This window comes from Formivibrio citricus, assembly GCF_900115065.1.
Taxonomy (GTDB): domain Bacteria; phylum Pseudomonadota; class Gammaproteobacteria; order Burkholderiales; family Chitinibacteraceae; genus Formivibrio; species Formivibrio citricus.
The window spans coordinates 163,942-186,568 of sequence record NZ_FOVE01000002.1; the positions used below are offsets into that span (position 1 = coordinate 163,942).

The window sequence follows — 22,627 nt, forward strand, 5'->3', positions numbered from 1 at the left end:
GGAAGGTGCAGGCATGTTCGCCGGGTTTTGTTACGCCAGGATTTCGCGATTTCAATCTGTCTGTGTAAATCGTGTTTTTTTGTCAAGTTGGTAAAACTACCAATAATGGAGGTGGGTTTGCCCAAAAAAGCCTGTATCTACTTGGTGTTAGGGTGTTTTTAGTTTTCCGTGCGGTTTGCGCGGGTCGTCGCCGTAACAAGAAATTCATATTCCCCTGAAATACTCCGCCCCGAACGTAATTCAGAAAATCCTGATATTCCGGATCGAATCCAATCCATTTGGGGAAAGACAAAATGAGTCTGCGCCATCGCATCGTGTTCCTCGTAGCCCTGACGTTCGTGGCGATTGCCGCCATCGGCGGCTACAGCGTTATCCAGTCCCGGAAAAACGCGTCCAACGTAAAAACCGTGACCGAGGGCGTTGTGCCCAGCGCGCTGGCTTCGGCCGATCTGGTGGCGTTGCTCAAGGAAGTGCAGCTCGCCACGATGACGCTGGCGAGTGCGCCGGACCAGACGCTGGCCGAGGAAGCCAGGGAAAAACTTGCGGCTCAGAAAACCCAGCTCAAGGACGGGCTCGACCTGCAATTCAAGCAGGCTACGGGGCAGGCCCAGCAGGGGTTGATCGAGCAGACCCGCGAGAGCCTCGACAACTACTTTGCGGCCATCGACGAGATGGCGCAGCTCAAGCTCGCAGGCCAGACCGATCTGGCGCAGGCGGTGCTGTTTGCCAGCGTGGCGCAGTACAAGCGCGAGATGGAGCAAGTGATCGATACGCTGCGCATTGAAAAGAACCGCAGCAAGGATGAAGCCATCACGGCCCTGAACGAGAATCTGGCCGGTGCCGTGTCGGCACTGTCGATGGCGACCGTGCTGGCTATCGTGGCGCTGGGTGCGGCCGGGACGCTGCTCTACCGCCAGATTGTGCGGCCGGTCGGCACCATGCAGTCGTTGATGACCGAAATCGCGACCAGCCAGGATTTCACGCGCCGTCTGCCGGTTGAGCGCATGGACGAGATCGGCCAATCGACCGTGGCCTTCAACGCGATGATCGAGAAAATCCAGGAAAGCTCGGAGCAACTGAAGCAGAAGACCACCGACATCCAGACCATGCTGCAGAACATTCCGCAGGGCATCCTGACGATTGCCGACGGCAACAAGGTGCACCCGGAATATTCGGCTTACCTCGAAACCATCTTCGAAACGCGCGACATCGCCGGGCGCGACATGATGGCGCTGGTGTTTGCCGATACCAACCTCGGCGCCGATGCGCTGGCGCAGGTCGAAGCCGCTGCCGGCGCCTGTATCGGCGAAGACTGCATGAACTTCGAGTTCAACCAGCATCTTCTCGCCGGCGAAGTCGAAAAGCGCATGCCCGATGGCCGCGTGAAGATCCTCGATCTGAACTGGTCGCCGATCACCAACGATGCCGACACGATCGTGCGCCTGATGCTGTGCGTGCGCGATGTGACCGAACTGCGCAAGCTGGCCGCCGAAGCCAACGAGAAGAAACAGGAGCTGGAAATCATCGGCGAGATTCTCGCGGTCAGCCAGGAGAAGTTCCACGACTTCATCGCCGGCGCGCTCAAGTTCATCGACGAAAACGAACTCATCCTGCACCAGTATCCGGAGCAGGACGCGCAAGCCATCGCGCAACTCTTCCGCAACATGCACACGATCAAGGGCAATGCCCGTACCTATGGCCTGCAGCACCTGACCAACCTCGTGCACGAGGCCGAACAGACCTACGACGAATTGCGCGGCGCTCATCCGGATATCGCCTGGGATCAGGGCCTGTTGCTGGAAGAGCTGGCCGGCGTGCGCGATGCCGTTGAGCGCTATGCACGGATCAACGAAGTCAGCCTGGGCCGCAAGGGGCCGGGCCGCCGCGGCAGCGTGGAACGCTACCTGATGGTGGACAAGGAACAGATCCAGCAAACGATCCACCGCCTGGAAACGGTCAATACCGGCAACCTGCACGAACTCGTTGCCGCACGCGACGCGGTGCGCAAGACGCTGCGCTTGCTCGGCACGGAGCCGCTTGGCAAGGCGCTGGCCGGCATCCTTGCCTCGCTCCCGTCCCTGGCGAAAGAGCTCGGCAAGAGACCGCCCATGATCCGGATCGAGGACCACGGCTACGTGCTGCGCAACCAGATATCCGGCGTGATCAAGAATGTGTTCATGCATCTGCTGCGCAATTCGCTCGATCATGGTCTGGAAAGCAAGGAAGAACGTCTGGCGCAGGGCAAGTCCAAGGCCGGTTTGATCGATCTGGAAATGAATGTGGCCGATGGCCAGTTGCAGATCAGGTTGAGCGACGACGGTCGCGGGCTGGCTTTGGCCCGTATCCGCAAGACTGCCATCCAGAAAGGACTGATCCGCGCCGATGAACACCTCGGCGACGAGGACATCGCCCGCCTGATCTTCCGCCCCGGTTTCTCGACTGCCGAAAAGGTGAGCGAAATCTCCGGCCGCGGCGTGGGCATGGACGCGGTGCAGGATTTCGTCAAACGCGAGCACGGCAAGATCGAGATCCGCTTCCTCGATAACGCTATCGGCGCTGACTTCCGCCGCTTCGAGACCGTGGTGCTCCTGCCGGAAAGCAGCGCCTTGTATGTCGAGGGCCGCGAAACGCTTTATGTCTACGATTTGCGCGAGATGGCGAAGGAAGCCGAGGCAAGCGAAGCCGACGTGGCCGGGTCGCCGGTTGCCGGCAAGCCCCAACTGCGCGTGGTTTGAATTCAGCAGGAAAGTGACACGATGAACAGCAACAAAATGGTAGTCAGCAAGGTTCTGGTGCTCGACGGCGCCGGTCTGCCCCCCGATAGTCTGAAAGCCTTTTGCGAGGAATGCGGCTTGGTGGCGATCAAACCGCAACAGGGCGATGCCGACAGCGTCATGACGATCCTCAAATCCAACGTCGATCTTGGCGGCATCCTGCTGCACGAAAACTACGGCGGCAAGACGGGGCAGGGGCTGGAGTTGGCGCGAGCCATCCACGCCTCGCGGCCCGAGCTGCCGCTGTTCCTGCGCCGCGATGCCGTATCCAGCGTGGCCGGGCTGGCCGAGCAGGACGCAGCGATGTTCCGCTGCGCCTATACGCTGGCCGACCTGCAACTGCTCAAGGCCACGCTGGAAGCCTCGATTTTCAGCCGGGTGTATCCCAACGATCTGGTGCGCGGCATTACCGAAATTACGCGCGGTGCGCTGCAGCCCCTGTTCCGCGAATGCGATATCGACGTCGAAACGCCTTACCTCGTGAAGGACCGCATCATCTACGGCGAAGTGTTCACCATGATGGCCATCGACAGCCACTGGTGCCGCGGTTACATGATGCTGCAGGCGGCAGAGGAAGCCATGATGGCGTTGATAAGCCGCGAGGCGGGTATCGACGAGGGCGAGACGATGACCTTCCGCGAGCTCAACAACGTGCTGGGCGAGGCCACCAACCTCGCTTGGGGCGCATTCAAGAGCCGCTACGTTTCCCAGGATGTGAACCGGTGCCAATGCCAAACACAGGTGCCGATCATCATCAATCACCAGCGTCGCTATATCTCGTTCGGCTCGGAAGATCCGCAGCTTTGCATCAAATACACGCTGCGAGAACGGAACCGGCCCGATGTGGCACCGGTTCCGTTGTTCCAGCGCTTCGTTTTCAACCTGAACTGGTCGCCGGATGAATTCCGGGAAAACCCGACCGTCGAATCGCTGGTTGAATCCGGCGAGCTCGAACTGTTCTGATTTTTTGCCGTTTCAAAAATAAAGGAGTTTTCTCATGGCACAAGTCCTCGTAGTCGACGATTCCAGCACCGTGCGCAACGAAGTTTGCGATTTTCTCAAAGCCAACGGCCTGACCGTGGTTCCTGCCGTCGATGGCAAGGACGGGCTCGACAAGCTCAAGGCCAATTCGTCGATCAAGCTCGTGGTCAGCGATGTGAACATGCCCAATATGGACGGCCTCACCATGGCCGAGAAGATTCGCGGCGAGCTGAAGAATTCGTCGGTCAATATCATCATGCTGACCACGGAAAACAGCCCGGCCATGAAAGAACGCGGCAAGGCCGCCGGTATCAAGGGCTGGATCGTGAAGCCTTTCAATGGCGCTGCGGTTATCGGCTCGCTGAAGAAATTGATTGCCTGATTTTGGCTGAAGGAAAGTGATGGACTGGTCGGTAAGCAGTTTTGTATGGCTCGGCGCGGGAATCGGGCTGGGCATGATTCCCCTGGCGTGGAAGCTCGCTGCACAGCGCCGGGATTTTCAGCATAAGCTTGATGAGGCGCGCAGGCTGGCCGATGCCTTGTCCGGTCACATTCCCGCCGAAGAGGCCGAGGCGCGCCTGGCGGACGTTCGTGCCGAAGCCCAGGCGCTGCGCGATGAGTTGCTCGGGCAAGCGGCCGGGCATGCCGGGGCGTTGGCCGCGGCGCTGGAGCAGGCCGCCAGCGAAGGCGAAGATCGCCTGCAGCAGGCCCGCCACGAACACGCTCAGGAGTTGGCCCGTCTGCGCACCACGCTGGAAGCGGAACACGCCTCGCTGCAGCAGGACATCGAATCGCTGCTGGGCATGGTCAGGACCGTCGAGCGCTGGCACGACGAAATGCAGTCCATCCTTACCAACAACCGCGAGTTGAAGCAGCAGAACGACGAGTTCTCGCGCATCATCAAGAACGTGGTGATGCTGGCGCTCAATGCTTCGATCGAAGCGGCACGGGCCGGCGAGCACGGGCGCGGTTTCGCGGTTGTGGCCGACGGGGTGCGGGAGCTGGCGCTGTCGTCGTCCAATTGGGCGCAGAAGTACAAGCAGAACCTCGACAAGAACGATCTGGTCACGACGACAACCTTCCAGGACATGCAGGCCAGCGGCAACATGATCCGCACGGCGGTGTTTGGGCTGAAGGCTGCCAACGACAAAATAGGTACAACGATCATCGGTGCAGGTGGCCTATGATCGGTGCCAATGCTGGCGTGGCGCTCGAAAAACTGTTCGAGCGCGCCATACTGGACAACGCTGCCACCGGGGCGGAGCAGCGCTGCGCGGTGGCGCGCAACCATGGCGTTGCAGTCCAGGACAAGGCGGCGAACCGGCCGCTGGTTGTCCTCAACATTTCTTCCTACCTGTTCCGCATCGTGGCCCTGTTCGAATTCGGCACGGATGCGCGAGCCATCGAGCAACTGGCGCGGGCTACACGCAGCCCGGCCAAGCTGGAAGGGCAGGCCTTGCGCGATGCCTGTGCGGAATTTGCCAACATGCTCTGCGGCGCGGTCAACCGCAGCCTGTGCAAACAGTTCCGGCATGTCGGCATGTCGACGCCGTTTGTTCTGGAAAATACCTGCGCGCAATACCTCGCCATGCTGGAGCCATCGCTGACGCAATCGTTCACCGTGAGTGTCGATGGTGCCGAATGGTTCGGGCTGACGGTATGCACCTGTACTGCTGACGGCATCGCGCTGGATTTTTCGGCGGACGAGGTTGTTCAGGAAGAGGCCATGAGCGGCGAGTTGGAGTTTTTCTGATGACTGAATTGGCTAAGGGCGAGGCGGACTGGGAAAAGGCCGTTTATTCGAAGACCGGCAAGGCGCTCGAAGAGCTTGCCGAACGGCGCTACGGGCTGAGGGCCAAGGCCCGGCAATTGCTGGTGCTGCTGGACGGCAACCGTCCGCTGGGGGCGTTGTCCGGCATGATGCCCTCGCAGGAATTGCGGGGGTTGCTGCACGATCTTCGCGAAGGCGGCTTCATCGAGCGCCAAATCGCTGGCGGGCCACCAAAGGCCATCCAGCCCATTCAGGTTTTTCCGGCGGAGCATTCAAATCTCATTGCAGAGCAAGCGCCCGAACCGCCGCTTGATCCCGTGCGGCTTACCCGCACCAAAGCCTACCTCATCGAAACCAGCCAGCAGCATCTCGGATTGATGGCTGCAAAATTGCAGCAGGAAATCGCACAGACGGACGATGCGACGCAACTTCGTTCTGCGCTCGCTCACTGGAATATGGCGATCCGCGAATCGCTGGCTGGCTCGGATGTTGCCAGTGCTTGCCTGAGCCATGCTCATGAACTGATAGGCTGGAAACAGTAAATTCCAGCCCGCCCATCTCTGATTCCGGGTAGTCGGTCATGCGGGCACTGCCATGCTCGGCTCACCCGTGTCTCCATTCGTTTTGCCGTGCATCCCGGCCATTGGCACACTCCCGCCATCTTGGAGATGGCGGCTCGGTCGGCCCTGGAGCAATAGCCGGCATGTACATGGAAGTACGTGAGGCTTCCGAGCCTCGCCCGCCCGCCAGATGCGAAGACGCAACGGTCTGATGAAATGGGCTCTAAGTTATAATTGCAACTTGATATATTGAGCCTCGCAGGAAAAAGGATGGCACTCTGGCGTTTCGGGTTGAGGGCTAAAGCGATATCGGCGCTGTTGCTTGCTTGCCTGCTGGCGATGTTGCCGGCAGGTTTGATTGGCTGGCAGTTATTCGAGCGGGTACGCAATCATTTCGGCGAAGCCTACGCGGTCAATTTCACGCTGCTCAAGCGTCAAAGCATCCTGGCGCCGATCTCCCGCGAATTGGCGCTTTCCCGGCGGCTTGCCGATTCGGTGGTTGCCATTCAATGGTTGCAGGATGAGAACAATCCTGAAAAAAGGGCGCTGTTCTTCAAGGAGGCCGAGAGATACCGCAAGGATTTTCGCGACCATGCCTATTCCATCGCCAGCGTGGGTAGCCGGAGCTATTACGCCAACGATAACAGCAAACCCTACAGTGAACAGCCCCGGTACAACCTGAGTCGGGACAATAGTGGCGATTCCTGGTTTTTCAGTTCACTGGCGCGCAACGAAGATTACAACATCAACGTTGATTATGACCGCGTCTTGCAGGTGACGCGTGTCTGGTTCAATGTCCTTGTGCGCGATGGCGAACGCAAGCTTGGCGTCGCTGGGGCCGGCATCGACCTGAGCAGTTTTCTCAAGGATTTCATCGCCAGCAGCGAACCGGGCGTCGCTTCGATCGTCATCAATCAGGCCGGAGCCATCCAGGCGCATGGCGACGAACGCTTGATTGCCTACAACACCGCGGCCAGCGATGCCGGCGCGAGCCAGACCCTGGCAGGGCTCCTGCCGGAAGGCGAACAGCGCGGCGCATTGGCAGAAGCGATGGGAAAGGCGTTTTCCCAGCCAGGGAAAGTATTCACATTGCATGTCTCGCTGGATGGCCGGGAGCAATTGCTCGCCTTGTCCTACATACCGGAGTTGAAGTGGCATGTCGTCACTGCAGTGGATTTGCAGACGGCGCAGGTGCTGGACAAGACCTGGACCAATGCCGCTGTCGCAGTGTTCGCCGCATTGCTGACTTTTTTGCTGGTTGCTTTCGCCTGGGCAGTGGAGAGGCTGGTGCTGCATCCCCTGAACAAGCTGAAGCTTTCGGCTGCTGCCATGGCGCAGGGCGATTTCAATGTGTCCCTGCCGCCCCCCTCGCAGGATGAGCTGGGTGATTTGAGCCGGGCTTTCGGTGTCATGGCTGACCAGGTTCGCCGTAATACCGAAGAGCTTGAAAACAAGGTCCTGGCCCGCACGCAGGCGCTTGAAGCTGCAAACATGGAAATGCGGCGCGCTCAGCAGAAAATCGGGGATTCTCTCGACTATGCCAGCCTTATCCAGCGCGCTACGCTACCCGATCAACAACTGAAACAATCATTGGGACGGCATCACTTCGTCCTCTGGCGTCCGCGCGATGTGGTGGGCGGCGATTTTTACGTTTTCAGGGCGGAAGGCGAGCGCTGTCTGATCGGCGTGGTAGATTGTGCCGGGCATGGCGTTCCGGGCGCGTTGATGACCATGCTGGCGCGATCGGCGCTGGATAATGCAACGAATCGAGTCGGGATTGAATCGCCTGCGGCGATCCTTGAACAGACAGACGAGTCGATCCGTAGCATGATCGGCCAGTGCGACTTTCCGCGGGCGATTGCGACCAACATGGATACCGGGCTGGTCTATGTCGATCGGTCAAGGAACATCCTGCGTTTCGCCGGTGCCAAAATTGGTTTGTACTGGAGTGATGGCCGCGAAGTCGAAGAGATTAAAGGCGTGCGCCGGGCGATCGGAGACCGTCGGCGGGGATGCTATGCCGACACGGAAATCGCCGTGCGGCCCGATGCGACATACTATCTGGTCACCGATGGCTTCCTCGATCAGGCTGGCGGCGAACTGGGCTATGGCTTTGGCAATACCCGCTTTACCCAGCTGCTTCTGCAGCATGCGCGCTTGCCGATGGAGGCGCAGGCCGCGGCGCTGGACCGGGCGCTGGACGATTACCGTGGGGAGTGTCCCCAGCGGGACGACATCACGATATTATCTTTCCGATTCGACTGAACGGGGGCTGCGATGGAATCAATCGATATTTTTGCGCTGCGCGAGCATTTCAACAGCAGGCAAATCCTGCTCTGCTTCAACGGCCCCATTTCCCGCAGCCTGATCGAGGAAATCGGCAACGCCCTGAAGAATTATCTGCAGGCGGACAATGCCCAACCCTCGGCTGCCATGGACGTGTTCGGTGTTTATGTCGAGATGACCCAAAACATCCGCCACTATGCGCTCGCGCGGGGCTACGACGAAAAAGACAGTTCGGCCACCGTTATCGTTGCACGCGATGCCGAAGGCCGTTATCTGGTCGAAGCTTGTAACCAGGTGGAAAAGAGCGATGGCGAGGCGCTGCTCGCCAGAATCGAAGAACTCGCAACAATGGACAAGACCGGGCTCAAGGCCGCCTACAAAACCCAATTGCGGCTGCCTCGCACCGAAGAAGCCGCCAGCGGGGCGGGACTGGGCCTGATCGATATGGCAAGAAAATCGGTGGAGCCGCTCCGCGGGAGCTTGGCGCCAGTCAGCACCACGCGCTCGTTTTTCAGCCTGCGCGCGGTTATCTGAAATCCCTCTCTGGATGTAACGATGAATGAATTGAACGTTCAAGGAAGCCAATCGACGCCCTGCATCCGCGGCGATTGGGAGCAAGGAACCTTGGCCATGGAAGGGGATTCCTACCCGGAAAATTCCTTCGAATTCTTCGGTCCGGTCATTGACTGGGTCGAACGTTTTCTCAAGGACTCATCCATGCCGTTGAAGCTCGAACTGAAGCTGGTTTACATGAACACCAGCTCGGTCAAAGCGATGATGGACATCTTCGATCTGCTCGAAGATGCGTACACACAGGGGCGCCAGGTCAGCGTGAACTGGTTCTACGATCCCCGCAACGAGCGGGTACTGGATCTGGCCGACGAGTTTCGCGAGGACTGCAGTTTCCCCTTCGAGATCGCTGCCGATGTCCGATAAACCGTCATTGCCGCAGATCGACGCCGAAAAGGAACTCATCCGGCACATCGAAACGCTGCTGGCCGATCCGGCGCACGAGGGCAACCCGCTGCGCGAGCCGCTTGCACGGTTGCTTGAGCAGAACGCAGGGCAACGGCAGCGGCTGGAACGTCTGGTCAGGATTTCCGATGGCTATCACTTGCTGTCCAGGGCCAACAGCGAAACCCTGTCGCAGCAATATGACCGCCAGTTGAGACGAGTCGAAAAGCTGATGCGAATCTCGGATCGCTACCAGCAAAGCCTGCGGGAAATCAGCGAAGCGCTCAGGGAAGCTTCGTTGCACGATCCTTTGACCAGTCTGGGCAATCGCCGTTTCCTGATGGAGCGGCTTGGTGAAGAGACGGGGCGCGCAGTCCGCAACAGCACGCCTTACTCCCTCGGCATTATCGATATTGATTTTTTCAAATCCATCAATGACCGGTATGGGCACGACGCTGGCGACAAGGCGCTATGCGAGGTTTCCTGCGCGATCAGGGATTCGCTCCGCGAATATGACATCTGCGGACGCTGGGGCGGTGAGGAATTCCTGTTCATCCTGCCCGAGACGCCGCTCGACCTTGCCGTTCAGGTCGCCGAGCGGGTGCGCCTCGGCATCGAGAATATTCGACACGACCACATCGACTACCGCATCACGGCCTGCATAGGCGTCACCCTTTATCGGTATGGGGAACACTATTCCGATACGATCAAGCGCGCGGACGAGGCTTTGCGGCATGCCAAGGAAGCCGGGCGCAACAGGGTAGAGTCCCGTTTATAAGAACCGGTTCGCGATCTTGCAGCGAAGCCGTGACCGGTTCTGAGCGCGGGGATTCTTCCTGTTGATTTACAGTGCCACGCGCGCAGCAGGAAAGCGCACGGCGAAGCAGCTGCCCTGACCGGGTTTGCTGTGGATGTGCAGTGAGGCCTGGTGGCGGGTGATGGCGTGCTTGACGATGGCGAGTCCCAGCCCGGTGCCGCCCGATTCGCGCGAACGGCCGCGATCAACGCGGTAGAAGCGTTCGGTCAGGCGCGGGATGTGTGCGGGGTCGATGCCGATGCCGGTATCCTCGACGGCGAATTCGGCCCCTTCGGCGCTGCTGCTCCAGTGAATACGGATCGAACCGCCGGCGGGCGTGTAGCGCACGGCGTTGGAAACCAGGTTGCTCAGTGCGCTGGTGATCTCGCCTTCCGAGCCGAAGAGGTCGGCATGGCAGCCCTGGATCAATTCGACCTGGTGCTGGCCGTTCGACAGCGCTTCGGCATCGCGGCGCAGTTTATCGAGCAGCGAGGTCATGTTGATGCGCTCGTCGGTCGGGGGCGGCGGAGCGGCTTCCATGGTCGAGAGCAGCAGCAGTTCCTGCACGATGCGCTGCATGCGGTCCGATTGCTCGGCCATGATGCCGAGGTAATGGTTGCGTTCCTCGGGGTTCAGATCCAGCTCGCGCAGCGTTTCGATGAAGCCGTGCAGCACCGTGAGCGGTGTGCGCAGTTCGTGCGATACGTTGGCGACGAAATCGCGGCGCATCTGGTCGACGCGTTCGGTCTGCGTGATATCGGTGATCTGGATGAGTTGCCGTTTCTTGCCGTAGGCGATGACGTGCACGGACAGCAGCGCATCGCCGGCGCGCTCCGAGCGCATTTGCAGCGGGGCGGCGAAATCGCCGGCCGTCAGGTAGTTCAGGAATAGCGGTTGCCGGACGAGGTGGGTGATCGGTTCGCCGATGTCGGTTTGCTGGTTCAGGCCCAGTTGCTGCTCGGCCATGCGGTTGCACCATTCGATGCGCCAGCCCTCGCCGACGATGATGGCGCCAACCGTCAGCGCCTGGCCCGCGGCGCCGAAGCGCGCGAGTTCTTCCTGCCAGTAGGCGATCTGGCGGCGCAGGTCGCGTTCGTGCCGGTAGAGGTGGGCAAACGGCTCGCTCCAGACGCCGCTGCCGACGAGTTCGGTCGCCGGGGACGGATTGCGCGCCCAGCGTTCCAGAGCGATCCATTGCCGAAGATGGTAGGCAAGCTGCAGCAGGAGCCCCAGTACCAGCGTGGCCCAAGCTGCATGGGCCGACCCGAACAGCCAGACCACGGCGGCGATTGCCAGGGTGAGCAGGGTGTAGCCCAGTGCGCGTACCACGGGGTGGAAATTCATGATTCCACTTTCTCCGCGCCGCGGAAGCGGTAGCCGGTGCCGCGCACGGTTTCCAGCCGCTTGTGGTGCCCGGTGATTTCAAGCGCGGCGCGCAGGCGGCGGATGTGGACGTCCACGGTACGCTCCTCGATGAACACGTGGTCGCCCCAGACGCTGTCGAGCAACTGGGCGCGGCTGTAGACGCGCTCCGGGTGCGTCATGAAGAAAAACAGCAGGCGGAATTCGGTGGGGCCGAGTTCCAGCGGTTCGCCGTTGCAGGTGATGCGGTGCGTGGCCGGATTGATGGCCAGTCCTTCGATCTCGACCGCTTCACCGGCCAGATGCGGCGCGCGGCGGCGCAGCACGGCGCGTACTCGCGCGATGAGTTCCTTGGGCGAGAACGGTTTGGTGATGTAATCGTCCGCGCCGGATTCGAGTCCCTGAATCTTGTCTTCCTCGTGCACGCGCGCAGTCAGCATGATGATGGGGATCTCGCGGGTGCGCTCGTCGGCGCGCAACTTCTTGGCCAGCGCTACGCCCGATTTGCCCGGCAGCATCCAGTCGAGCAGGATCAGGTCGGGCAGTGCGGCGCGAATGGCCGATTCGCCTTCTTCGGCGCTACCGGCGCGAATGACCAGAAAGCCAGCGTGCTTGAGGTTGATGGCGAGCAGTTCCTGGATCGCCGGCTCGTCCTCGATCACAAGAATGTTCGGGTTCAAGATGCGGACTCCTTGAACGCAGGCGGGTTGTTGCGTCCTTCGACGATGTAGATGATGTGCTCGGCGATGTTCTTGGCATGGTCGCCGATGCGCTCGATGGCGCGCGCAATCGAGATGATGTCGATCGAGGTGGTGATCGTGCGCGGGTCTTCCATCATGTAGGTGACGAGCTGGCGGATCACGGCCTTGAATTCGGTATCGACCTCGGCATCGCTGCGGATGATCTGGCGCGCTTCTTCGGTGTCGAGCCGGGAGAAGGTGTCGAGCGAGCGGCGTACCATGTCGGCCGCGGCCTTGGCGATGTGGCGCACGTCTGCGGTATGTGGCGGCAGCGATTTCGGCCCTTCGCCGTGGATGCGCCGCGCGCCCTTGGCGATGCGCTTGGCTTCGTCGCCGATGCGTTCCAGGTCGGTGACGATCTTGGTCACGCCGAGGATCAGGCGCAGATCGGTGGCTGCGGGCTGGCGCTTGGCGATGACCTGGGCGCACTCGTCCTCAATCAGTGTCTGGAAGACGTCGATCTTGCGGTCGGTTTCGACGATGTCGGAAACCGTGGAAATTTCCCCCGAGGTGTAAGCCTGCGTTGCGGCCAGACATTGGGCTTCGACCAGCCCGCCCATTTCCAGCACATGGCTGCGCAGGGTGGTGAGCTCGTCGTCAAAAGCGCGGGAAACGTGTTTTTCGAATTCGTTCATGTTGGTTCCTTTATGGCAATCCTGTGCAGGTTCGGCCAATGTTTTCAGGGATCGGGCGCGGCTGCCTCGTTAACCCATGCGACCGGTGATGTAGTCTTCCGTGCGTTTGTCTTTGGGTTTGACGAAAATATCGTCGGTCTTGCCGAATTCGACCAGCTCGCCCAGATACATGTAGGCGGTGAAATCCGAAACCCGCGCGGCCTGTTGCATGTTGTGGGTCACGATGGCGATCGTGAACTCCGACTTGAGTTCGTGGATCAGCTCTTCGATGCGGCCGGTGGAAATCGGGTCGAGCGCCGAGGTCGGTTCGTCGAGCAGCAGCACCTGCGGTTTGACCGCTACGCCGCGCGCGATGCACAGACGCTGTTGCTGGCCGCCGGAAAGGCTGGTGCCGGGCTGCTTGAGTTTATCCTTGACCTCGTTCCAGAGCGCGGCCTTGGTCAGCGCCCATTCGATGCGGTCGTCCATTGCACTGCGGTTGAGCTTTTCATGCATGCGCACGCCGAAAGCGATGTTTTCGTAAATCGACATCGGGAAGGGCGTGGGTTTCTGGAACACCATGCCGACACGGGCGCGCAGCGCGATGGTGTCCACGTTGCCGTGCAGGATGTTCTCGCCGTCGATCAGCAATTCGCCTTCGGCGTGCTGGCCGGGGTAGAGGTCGTACATGCGGTTGATGGTGCGCAGCAGCGTCGATTTGCCGCAGCCGGACGGGCCGATGAAGGCGGTGACCTTGCCCTTGTAGATATCCAGATTGATTCCCTTGAGGGCTTGCGCTTTGCCGTAATAGAAGTTCAGGTTCCGGATGCTGATCTGCGGGACCAGTGCCTGGGCGGAGGATTCGATAGGCATCTTTTATTTCCTTAACGTTGCGGGCTGCTTCTGAACATGACGCGGGCGATGATGTTCAGGATGAGTACGCCGAGAGTGATGATGAATACGCCGGCCCAGGCGAGTTGCTGCCAGTCGGCGAACGGGCTCATGGCGAACTTGAAAATGGTGGCCGGCAGGCTGGCCATCGGCTCGGAGAGATTGGTACTCCAGAACTGGTTGGACAGCGCGGTAAACAAGAGCGGGGCAGTTTCGCCGGAAATGCGCGCTACGGAGAGCAGAATGCCGGTCACGATGCCCGATTTGGCAGAGCGCAGTGTCACCATCAGGATCACCCGCCACTTCGGCGCGCCGAGCGCGAACGCGGCTTCGCGCAGCGAATTGGGGACCAGCGCCAGCATGTTTTCGGTGGTGCGCACCATGACCGGAATCGCCAGCAGCGCCAGTGCCAGCGCGCCGGACATGCCGGAAAATTTGCCGGCCTTGGCGACGTAGATCGCGTAGACGAACAGGCCGATCACGATGGAGGGCGCTGAGAGCAGGATGTCGTTGACGAAGCGCGTGACCTTGCCGAGCCAGCTGCGCTGACCGTATTCGGCCAGGTAGATGCCGGCCAGCGTGGCGAGCGGGGTGGCGATCAGCATTGCCAGGCCCACCATGATGAGGCTGCCTGCGATGGCATTCTTCAGTCCGCCCGCCTCGCCCGGAGGCGGCGTCATTTCGGTGAACAGCGTGGGCTTGAGCGCGCCAACGCCCAGGTCGAGCACCATCCACAGAATCCAGAATAGCCAGAACAGGCCGAAAGCCATGGCTGCCAGCGACATGGAGAGCGCAAAAAAATTGACGGCTTTGCGTTTGGTCGAGAGTTTCATTGGTTCTTACCCGACGTGCTTTCCGCCGGAATTCTTTTCCAGCGAATGCAACAGCAGTTTGGACAGCGAGAGCACGATGAACGTGATCACGAACAGGATCAGGCCGAGCTCGATCAGTGCGGCGGTGTAGAGCCCCGGCGAGGCTTCGGCGAATTCGTTGGCGAGCAAGGACGTGATGCTGTTGCCCGGCATGAAAAGCGACGGGCTTTCGAGCAGGCTCGCATTGCCGATTACGAAGGTCACGGCCATGGTTTCGCCGAGTGCGCGGCCCAGGCCGAGCATCACGCCGCCGATCACGCCGACGCGGGTGTAGGGCAGCACCACGTTGCGCACCACCTCCCAGGTCGTTCCCCCGAGGCCGTAGCACGATTCCTTGAGCATGGCCGGGGTCAGCTCGAACACGTCGCGCATGACCGAGGTGATGAACGGGATGATCATGATAGCCAGAATGATGCCGGCAGCCAGAAGGCCGATGCCGAAGGTCGGGCCGGAAAAGAGTTCGCCGATGACCGGCACTTCGCCGAGCGTTTCGGCGATCTTGGGCTGCACGTGTTCACCGAACACCGGCGCGAAAACCAATAACCCCCAGATGCCGTAGACGATGCTGGGAATGCCGGCCAGCAACTCGATGGCGATGCCGAGTGGGCGGCGCAACCAAGTGGGCGAAAGCTCAGTCAGAAAGAGCGCGATGCCGAAGCTGATTGGCAGCGCGATGACCAGCGCGATCAGCGAAGTCACCAGCGTGCCGTAGATCGGCACCAGTGCGCCGAACTGCTCGGCGGGCGGGTTCCATTCGCTGCTGGTGAGAAAGCCGAAGCCGAAGGTCTTGATCGAAGGCCAGGCGCTGATGGTCAGGGAAACGATGATCCCGGCCAGCACCAGCAGCGTCAGCATGGCCACGGCGCGGGTCAGGTTGAAGAACAACAGGTCGCCCAGCTTGCTCTTGGAGGGTGAGTTTTTCATGGGTTCCGTTTGTCTGGGAAACGCTGAACAATTGCTGCGAAGGCGCATGGCGGCGTCGCGCGGTGCTCGAAATCCTCATGTATTCGCATATACATTGCGGTTTCTGCGCTCCGGGCTCCTTGCCCTGCGTCTTCTCGCTGACTTGTTCAGTATTTCCTTTGTAGAGGGCCGGCAACCGCCGGCCCGGGTTGCATAAATTACTTGGCCACGAGTACCGGCTTGCCCGCGCCATCCTTGATGCCGGCAGTCCACGAACCATAGATCTGCTTGACCAGGTTGTCCGGCAGGGCCACGTATTCCAGATCAGCCGCCATCTTGCCGCCGTTCTTGAACGACCACTGGAAGAACTTCAGCACTTCCGCACCCTGAGTCGGCTTGGCCTGGCTCTTGTGCATCAAGATGAAGGTTGCACCCGTGATCGGCCAGCTATCCTTGCCCGGCTGGTTGGTCAGGATCTCGCCGAAGTTGGACTTGGCCCAGTTGGCGCCGGCTGCGGCAGCCTTGAAGGTCGTATCGTCCGGAGCAACGAAGTTGCCGGAGGCATTCTGCAGTTTCACCCAAGCCAGCCTGTTCTGCTTGGCATAGGCGTATTCCACGTAGCCGATCGAATTGGGGATGCGCTGCAGGAAGGCAGCCACACCTTCGTTACCCTTGCCGCCCATGCCGGTGCCCGGCCATTTCACAGCGGTGCCTTCACCGACTTTCTGCTTCCATTCGGCGTTAACCTTGGAGAGGTAGTTGGTGAAGATGAAGGTGGTGCCGGAGCCGTCGGCGCGGCGTACCACGGCGATGCTGGTGCCAGGCAGCTTCACGCCCGGGTTCAGATCGGCAATCGCCTTGTCGTTCCACTTCTTGATCTTGCCCAGATAAATGTCGGCGAGCACCTGGCCGCTCAGGCGAAGCGCACCGGGCTGAACGCCGGCCACGTTGACGACCGGCACCACGCCGCCGATCACGGCCGGGAACTGGGTCAGCCCGTTCTTGTTCAGGTCTTCAGCCTTGAGCGGCATGTCGGAAGCGCCGAAATCGACGGTCTTGGCGGTGATCTGCTTGATGCCGCCGCCGGAGCCGATCGACTGGTAGTTCACGCGGTTGCCGGTGGCTTTCTGGTAGGCATCGGCCCACTTGGCGTACAGCGGAGCCGGGAAGGAAGCGCCCGCGCCGGTGATCTCGGCGGCTTGCACGGCCAGGGAGGCGGCGCCCATCGCCAGGGCAAGGGCGGAAATCTGGAGCAACTTGAATTTGCGCAACATCGGGGAGTCCTTTGTTTGGCTGTTGGTGATGGCGCCACTGTACGAATTGATTGTTACAACAATGTGACATGTTGCAGCGGTGTGACAGGTGATTTTTGCCAACCTCCGACAAAAGGAGGGGGTGAAGAAACCCCGCGAGGTTGTGTGATTCGCGTCGATTTCCCCTCAGCCTTGAAAAGAAAGTAAAATCCCACCTTTGGTGCAAATCCGGCCGCCCGAGAGCGGCAGAGAAAAGAATCATGCTGACATTCCAGGAAATCCTGCTTACCCTCCAGAAATACTGGGCCCGCCACGGCTGCGCTTTGCTGCAGCCCTACGATATCGAAGTTGGCGCGGGGACATTCCATACGGCCACATTCCTGCGCGCGCTCGGCCCGGAGCCGTGGAATGCTGCCTACGTGCAGCCTTCGCGCCGCCCCAAGGACGGCCGTTACGGCGAGAACCCCAACCGTCTGCAGCACTATTACCAGTACCAGGTGGTGCTCAAACCCAGCCCTGACAACATCCAGGACCTGTATCTCGGTTCGCTGCGCGAGCTGGGCATCGACCCGACCGTGCATGACATCCGCTTCGTGGAAGACGACTGGGAATCTCCGACACTGGGCGCTTGGGGTTTGGGCTGGGAAGTGTGGCTCAACGGCATGGAAGTGACGCAGTTCACCTACTTCCAGCAGGTTGGCGGCCTCGATTGCAAGCCGGTGCTGGGCGAAATCACTTACGGCGTCGAGCGTCTGGCGATGTACCTGCAGGGCGTGGAGAACGTCTACGATCTGGTCTGGACCGTGTACCCGAACGGCCAGAAGGTGACCTACGGCGACATCTACCACCAGAACGAAGTCGAACAGTCCACCTACAACTTCGAGCATTCGAACGTCGAGTTGCTGTTCCGCCTCTTCAATGATTTCGAATCCGAGGCCAAGCGCCTGATGGATGCCGGGCTGGCGCTTCCGGGCTTCGAGATGGTGATGAAGTGTTCGCATACCTTCAACCTGCTCGATGCGCGCGGCGCGATTTCGGTGACCGAGCGCGCGGCCTATATCGGCCGGGTGCGGGCGCTGGCGCGGCAGGTGGCGCAAGCCTACTACGACAGCCGCGAAGCCCTGGGCTTCCCGATGTGCCGAGCCGAGTGAGCCGAGTAATTCCTTTTCCGGAGTGAAACCGATGCGAAAGTTCCTGATCCTGCTGTTGCCCGTGATGCTGGTGGCTGCTTGTGACGGCAAGCTCGGTTACGAACAGGGCCGCCCCGGCGATCCCCCGCCCTTCAAGGGCGAGTGGCGGCGCTACGGCACGATGCCGGACTTCGACGTGCTGGTGAACGTGGACGCGATTTCGCGCGACGATCGCTATGCCAAGGACAAGTATGTCTACGTCTGGATGCTGCAAAGCTTCCGCACGGCGCAGATCGATGGTGTCTCGAAGGGCAAGTACCGCAAGAAGTTCACCCGCCAGGCCATCGAGTGCAAGAGCGGGCGCATGGCGGCGACGACTGCCGTGCTGACCGACGAAAACAACGCCGAAGTGGCGCGCTATGACGTGCCGGGTTATCAGTGGGAATTCTCGACGCCGACGCCGAATACCTACGGAGCCGACTTCATGCGCCAGGTCTGCCAGATCCATGCAGACAAGGAAGCGGCCAAGAAACAATGATTCCGGGTAGCCCCGGACCTGAACAACTGGATGACGCGATATGTCCCAAACACTGCTGATTGAATTGTTGACCGAAGAACTGCCACCCAAGGCGCTATCCCGGCTGGGAGCGTCCTTTGCCGGAACCGTTTTCGAGGAACTGGCGAAGCTCGGTTTTGTTGCGAAAGAGGCCGAATATGCCACCCATGCCAGCCCGCGCCGCCTTGCGGTGTCGATTCCGGGCGTGCTGGCCGTCCAGCCCGATCAGCAGGTCGAAAAGAAAGGCCCGGCCGTGGCGGCCGGTTTCAAGGATGGTCAGCCGACGCCGGCGCTGCTCGGCTTTGCCCGGTCGGTCGGTCTTGCCACCGATCAGCTCGATCAACTGGAAAAGGCCTCGGACGGCAAGCAGGAAGTCTTCCTGTTCCGTTCGGTGAAGCAGGGCCAGCCTTTGGCTGGCGTGCTCTCCGGCATCATCGAGGCCGCGCTGAAGAAGTTGCCAGCGCCGAAGATGATGCGCTGGGGCGACCGCGACGGACAGTTTATCCGTCCGGTGCATCGCCTGACCGTGCTGCACGGTGCGGATGTGATTCCGGCCAAGGTGCTGCATCTGGAATCCGGCCGCACCACGCTCGGCCACCGCTTCCTCTCGCAAGGCGAGATTACGCTGGCGAACGCCGACGAATACGCCGGAAAACTCTACGAACAGGGCCGCGTAGTGGCAAATTTCGCCGCACGCCGTCACCAGATCGAAGAAGCGCTGGCTGCTGCTGCCGCGGCGCAGGGCGCGCATATCGCCCCGTCCGAAGGCCTGCTCGACGAAGTGACCGCGCTGGTCGAATGGCCCGTGGTGTATGTCGGCGAGTTCTCTGCCGACTTCCTCAAGGTGCCGCAGGAATGCCTGATCCTTTCCATGCAGCAGCACCAGAAGTATTTCCCGTTGCTCGATGCAAACGGCAAGTTGTTGCCGCGCTTCCTCGTGGTTTCCAACCTCGAAACCGCCGATCCGTCGCACATCATCCAGGGCAACGCCCGCGTGCTGCGTGCGCGCTTGTCCGATGCCAAGTTCTTCTTCGAGCAGGACCAGAAAACCCCGCTCGAAGGCCGCGTCGCCAAGCTCGGCTCGGTTGTTTACCACAACAAGATCGGCAGCCAGATGGAGCGTGTGCAGCGCTTGCAGAAGCTCGCCGGCGAGATTGGCCCGGCGCTCGGTGCCGAGCGCAAGATCGCCGAACGTGCGGCATTCCTGGCCAAGGCTGACTTGCTGACCGACATGGTGGGCGAGTTCCCCGAGCTGCAAGGCATCATGGGCATGTATTACGCGCGCATCGACGGCGAAGATGAACAAGTGGCGGCGGCGATTGAAGGCCACTATCACCCCCGCTTCGCGGGCGACAGTCTGCCGGTAGGCCCGGTGGCCACTGCCGTGGCGCTTGCCGACAAGCTGGAATCCATCGTGGGTATCTACGGCATCGGCCTGATCCCGACCGGCGACAAGGACCCGTTCGCGCTGCGTCGCGCCGCGCTTGGCGTGTTGCGCATGCTGCTGAACTTGCCGCTCGACCTGCATTCGCTGCTGATGGCGACTGCCGCCACCTTCCCGGCTGGCGTGATCGCAGAAGGGACGGTTGAGGGTGTGTACGAATTCATGCTGGAACGCCTTAAGAACCTGCTGGCTGCGGAGCACCCGCTTGCCGACATCGATGCGGTGCTGGCGCTGAAGCCGACCCGTTTCGACGACGTGGCTGCGCGTCTCTCGGCCGTGGCGGCGTTCAAGGCGCTGCCGGAAGCCGCTGCGCTCGCCGCTGCGAACAAGCGTATCCGCAACATCCTGAAGAAGGTCGAAGGCAAGATTCCGGCGCTCAACCCCGCGTTGTTCGCCGAGGCCGCGGAAACCGCGCTGCATGCCGAATTCGCGAAGCTTGCTCCGGGCGTCGAAGCCCAGCTCAAGGCCGGCGACTTTACCGGCGCGCTCAAGACGCTGGCTGCGCTCAAGACGCCGGTCGATGCCTTCTTCGATGGCGTGATGGTGATGGCTGACGACCTGGCCGTGCGCGGCAACCGTCTGGCCTTGCTGAATGCGTTGGCCGAGCTGATGAACCGGGTTGCGGAGTTGTCGCTGCTGGCCGAATAAGCGCCTGTTCATCAGGCGGCTGCGCCTTCGCATCTGGTGGTCGGGCGGCTAATATGAATATGGTTTTATTTGTGCTCTTGGTGTCCTGGGTGGTGAAAAAAGGGTTGAATCCATGAAACTGCTTGTACTCGACCGCGATGGCGTGATCAACGAAGACAGCCCGGAATACATCAAGGCGCCGGATGAATGGCATCCGATTCCTGGCAGTATCGAGGCAATTTCCGAACTGTCTCGTGCCGGTTGGTCGATTGTCGTGGCGTCCAATCAGTCCGCGGTCGGTCGCGGCATGATCAGCGTCGATACACTCAACCGCATCAACGCCAAAATGCACCGCGTGGTGGCGGCGGCGGGCGGGCATATCGATGCCATCTTCTTCTGTCCCCACCATCCGGAGGAGGACTGCGAGTGCCGCAAGCCCAAGCCCGGCATGCTGCAGGAAATTGCCCACCGTTATCATGTCAACGCCATGGATCTCATCATGGTCGGCGATTCGTTGCGCGACCTCGAAGCGGTGGCTTCCATGGATGGCATGCCCATTCTGGTACGGACCGGCAAGGGCAAGAAAACCGAAGCGGCAGGCAATCTACCGCTCAATACACTGATATTTGACGATCTCCAGGCGGTGGCCACTTACTTGTTGGCCCACGATATGGGGATGAGTGTTTTCCCGAAATGATCCTGATTCGTTCGCTGATTTTCTGGGCCGGCTGGGCGTTGCTGACAGTCGTCTATACCCTTATCGCGCTGGTCATCATGCCCATGTCGCCGGTGCCGCGCTACCGGGTGATGTCCACCTGGTCGAAGCTGGTCACTCATTGGCTGGCGCTGTCCTGCGGGTTGAGCTACCGCGTCGAAGGGCTGGAAAATCTGCCGGAAGGGCCGGCGATGTTCATGCCCAAGCACCAGTCGGCGTGGGAAACCATGGCGTTCCAGTGTTTCATTCCGCCCGTGGCGTGGGTGCTCAAGCGCGAGCTGCTGCTGATTCCGTTCTTCGGCTGGGCCGTGCGCGCCACTTCGCCGATTGCCATCGACCGCCAGAAGAAGGTGCAGGCGCAGCGGCAGATCATGACCCAAGGCCATGACCGGCTGGCCAAAGGCTTTTGCCTGATCGTGTTCCCCGAAGGGACGCGAGTCGGTGCCGGCGAGCGCGGAGTGTACAAACACGGCGGTTCGCGTCTGGCTGCCGATCTGGAAATTCCGGTGGTGCCGATTGCGCACAATGCGGGCGAATTCTGGCCGCGCAATTCGTTGCTGAAATGGCCCGGCGTCATCACCGTCAAGATCGGCAAGCCGATCCCGACCGCAGGCCGCGAAGCGGCCGACATCACCGCCGAGGTCGAAGCCTTCATCGAAGGCGAGATGGCGCGCATCCCGCCCGAGATGCGTGGCCCCTGCTACCTAAAAAAATGAAATCGGCCCGTATTGGCTTGCCCGATGGACGCGAGCTGGCCTATACGCTCAAGCGCAGCGCCCGGCGCAGCATCGGCTTGCGCATCGGGCCGGACGGACTGAGCATCACCTTGCCGCTGCGCGCCCCGCAGGCCGATGCCGAGCGCGCCATTTTCCAGAAACTCGACTGGATTCTTCCCCGCCTTGTCTCGCGGCCAAGCGCCGAAACGCCACAGCTACGCGCCGGCGCGCCGTTTTTCTGGCTGGGCGAAGCGGTGGTGCTGGCTGCCGGTGCGGGGCGTACCCGGCTCGATGGCGAACTGTTGCACGTGGCTGCGGAAGATGAGGCCGGCATGAGCGTGGCGCTGGCCCGTTTCATGAAGCGCCGCGCCGCGGAATTCCTGCCGCAGCGCGTGGCGTACTGGAGCGCGCGCATGGGCTTGCAACCGGCGCGGGTGGGTTTGTCCTCGGCGCGCCGGCGTTGGGGCAGTTGCGCCGCGCATGGCGGGATTCGCCTCAACTGGCGGCTGATGCAGGCGCCGCCTGCCGCGATCGATTACGTCGTGATCCATGAGCTGGCGCATCTGGCCGAACTCAACCACTCGCCGCGCTTCTGGGCGCTGGTCGAGGTCCATTGCCCGGACTGGAAACACCAACGCGACTGGCTCAAGCGGCATGGGGCGCAGTTGCTGGGGTGGTGATT

At 60.9% G+C, this 22,627-nt stretch carries 23 protein-coding genes; 16 read left to right on the forward strand and 7 right to left on the reverse strand.

The window, feature by feature from the left end; translation table 11 throughout:
• Window positions 1-293: 293 nt before the first annotated feature.
• The 10 genes from BMZ36_RS01985 (at window position 294) to siaD (ending at window position 10,104) form a co-directional block, all read left to right on the forward strand.
• On the forward strand, window positions 294-2,735 hold the full coding sequence (locus BMZ36_RS01985; protein ID WP_091190503.1) for a HAMP domain-containing protein: 2,442 nt from the start codon (window positions 294-296) through the stop codon (window positions 2,733-2,735).
• Window positions 2,736-2,756: 21 nt separating this feature from the next.
• Window positions 2,757-3,737, forward strand: coding sequence for a chemotaxis protein CheX (locus BMZ36_RS01990; RefSeq protein ID WP_091190508.1), 981 nt, complete (start codon window positions 2,757-2,759; stop codon window positions 3,735-3,737).
• Window positions 3,738-3,771: 34 nt separating this feature from the next.
• Complete coding sequence (locus BMZ36_RS01995; RefSeq protein ID WP_091190514.1) at window positions 3,772-4,137, forward strand: response regulator; 366 nt, start codon at window positions 3,772-3,774, stop codon at window positions 4,135-4,137.
• A 19-nt stretch (window positions 4,138-4,156) separates the two neighbouring features.
• Window positions 4,157-4,942: a methyl-accepting chemotaxis protein gene (locus BMZ36_RS14905; RefSeq protein WP_444542562.1), complete on the forward strand. Its 786-nt coding sequence runs from the start codon at window positions 4,157-4,159 to the stop codon at window positions 4,940-4,942.
• A complete protein-coding gene (locus BMZ36_RS02005; protein WP_091190518.1) occupies window positions 4,939-5,508 on the forward strand; it encodes a hypothetical protein in 570 nt (189 codons plus the stop codon). The genes BMZ36_RS14905 and BMZ36_RS02005 overlap by 4 nt, the downstream gene beginning before the upstream one ends.
• Window positions 5,508-6,068 carry a hypothetical protein gene (locus tag BMZ36_RS02010; RefSeq protein WP_091190521.1) on the forward strand — a complete coding sequence of 187 codons (561 nt, stop codon included), beginning with the start codon at window positions 5,508-5,510 and terminating at the stop codon, window positions 6,066-6,068. The genes BMZ36_RS02005 and BMZ36_RS02010 overlap by 1 nt, the downstream gene beginning before the upstream one ends.
• 288 nt (window positions 6,069-6,356) lie before the next feature.
• The gene (siaA, locus tag BMZ36_RS02015; RefSeq protein ID WP_091190523.1) at window positions 6,357-8,351 is read left to right on the forward strand and encodes a biofilm regulation protein phosphatase SiaA; all 1,995 of its coding nucleotides are present in this window, start codon (window positions 6,357-6,359) and stop codon (window positions 8,349-8,351) included.
• 12 nt (window positions 8,352-8,363) lie between these two features.
• The gene (gene siaB / locus BMZ36_RS02020) at window positions 8,364-8,906 is read left to right on the forward strand and encodes a biofilm regulation protein kinase SiaB (RefSeq protein WP_091190525.1); all 543 of its coding nucleotides are present in this window, start codon (window positions 8,364-8,366) and stop codon (window positions 8,904-8,906) included.
• A gap of 21 nt (window positions 8,907-8,927) precedes the next feature.
• Entirely contained in the window at window positions 8,928-9,308 is a 381-nt protein-coding gene (gene siaC, locus BMZ36_RS02025) for a biofilm regulation phosphoprotein SiaC (protein WP_091190531.1), read from the forward strand.
• Window positions 9,298-10,104: a biofilm regulation diguanylate cyclase SiaD gene (gene siaD / locus BMZ36_RS02030; RefSeq protein WP_091190537.1), complete on the forward strand. Its 807-nt coding sequence runs from the start codon at window positions 9,298-9,300 to the stop codon at window positions 10,102-10,104. The genes siaC and siaD overlap by 11 nt, the downstream gene beginning before the upstream one ends.
• Before the next feature lie 66 nt (window positions 10,105-10,170).
• Here siaD and phoR read toward each other — a convergent pair whose 3' ends face one another.
• From phoR to pstS, 7 genes are all read right to left on the reverse strand, one after another.
• Window positions 10,171-11,466: a phosphate regulon sensor histidine kinase PhoR gene (gene phoR, locus BMZ36_RS02035; RefSeq protein WP_091190541.1), complete on the reverse strand. Its 1,296-nt coding sequence runs from the start codon at window positions 11,464-11,466 to the stop codon at window positions 10,171-10,173.
• Window positions 11,463-12,167: a phosphate regulon transcriptional regulator PhoB gene (gene phoB / locus BMZ36_RS02040; RefSeq protein ID WP_373277396.1), complete on the reverse strand. Its 705-nt coding sequence runs from the start codon at window positions 12,165-12,167 to the stop codon at window positions 11,463-11,465. The genes phoR and phoB overlap by 4 nt, the downstream gene beginning before the upstream one ends.
• Complete coding sequence (gene phoU, locus BMZ36_RS02045; protein ID WP_091190549.1) at window positions 12,161-12,859, reverse strand: phosphate signaling complex protein PhoU; 699 nt, start codon at window positions 12,857-12,859, stop codon at window positions 12,161-12,163. The genes phoB and phoU overlap by 7 nt, the downstream gene beginning before the upstream one ends.
• Window positions 12,860-12,928: 69 nt before the next feature.
• Window positions 12,929-13,711, reverse strand: coding sequence for a phosphate ABC transporter ATP-binding protein PstB (gene pstB / locus BMZ36_RS02050; protein ID WP_177187739.1), 783 nt, complete (start codon window positions 13,709-13,711; stop codon window positions 12,929-12,931).
• 11 nt (window positions 13,712-13,722) lie between these two features.
• Window positions 13,723-14,562, reverse strand: a complete 840-nt coding sequence (gene pstA, locus BMZ36_RS02055) for a phosphate ABC transporter permease PstA (RefSeq protein ID WP_091190552.1) — start codon at window positions 14,560-14,562, stop codon at window positions 13,723-13,725.
• 6 nt (window positions 14,563-14,568) lie between these two features.
• Complete coding sequence (gene pstC, locus BMZ36_RS02060) at window positions 14,569-15,525, reverse strand: phosphate ABC transporter permease PstC (RefSeq protein ID WP_091190556.1); 957 nt, start codon at window positions 15,523-15,525, stop codon at window positions 14,569-14,571.
• 197 nt (window positions 15,526-15,722) lie between these two features.
• On the reverse strand, window positions 15,723-16,778 hold the full coding sequence (gene pstS, locus BMZ36_RS02065) for a phosphate ABC transporter substrate-binding protein PstS (protein ID WP_091190563.1): 1,056 nt from the start codon (window positions 16,776-16,778) through the stop codon (window positions 15,723-15,725).
• Window positions 16,779-17,017: 239 nt separating this feature from the next.
• Here pstS and glyQ point away from each other — a divergent pair, with 239 nt between their 5' ends.
• From glyQ to BMZ36_RS02095, 6 genes are all read left to right on the forward strand, one after another.
• Window positions 17,018-17,908, forward strand: coding sequence for a glycine--tRNA ligase subunit alpha (glyQ, locus tag BMZ36_RS02070; RefSeq protein ID WP_091190567.1), 891 nt, complete (start codon window positions 17,018-17,020; stop codon window positions 17,906-17,908).
• A gap of 31 nt (window positions 17,909-17,939) precedes the next feature.
• Window positions 17,940-18,425, forward strand: a complete 486-nt coding sequence (locus BMZ36_RS02075) for a surface-adhesin E family protein (protein WP_091190572.1) — start codon at window positions 17,940-17,942, stop codon at window positions 18,423-18,425.
• Between the two features lie 40 nt (window positions 18,426-18,465).
• Complete coding sequence (glyS, locus tag BMZ36_RS02080; protein ID WP_091190575.1) at window positions 18,466-20,535, forward strand: glycine--tRNA ligase subunit beta; 2,070 nt, start codon at window positions 18,466-18,468, stop codon at window positions 20,533-20,535.
• Between the two features lie 112 nt (window positions 20,536-20,647).
• Window positions 20,648-21,211, forward strand: a complete 564-nt coding sequence (gene gmhB / locus BMZ36_RS02085) for a D-glycero-beta-D-manno-heptose 1,7-bisphosphate 7-phosphatase (protein ID WP_091190579.1) — start codon at window positions 20,648-20,650, stop codon at window positions 21,209-21,211.
• Window positions 21,208-21,945 carry a lysophospholipid acyltransferase family protein gene (locus BMZ36_RS02090; RefSeq protein ID WP_091190582.1) on the forward strand — a complete coding sequence of 246 codons (738 nt, stop codon included), beginning with the start codon at window positions 21,208-21,210 and terminating at the stop codon, window positions 21,943-21,945. Before gmhB ends, BMZ36_RS02090 begins: the two co-directional genes overlap by 4 nt.
• On the forward strand, window positions 21,942-22,625 hold the full coding sequence (locus BMZ36_RS02095; protein ID WP_091190585.1) for a M48 family metallopeptidase: 684 nt from the start codon (window positions 21,942-21,944) through the stop codon (window positions 22,623-22,625). Before BMZ36_RS02090 ends, BMZ36_RS02095 begins: the two co-directional genes overlap by 4 nt.
• The last annotated feature ends 2 nt before the right edge of the window (window positions 22,626-22,627 follow it).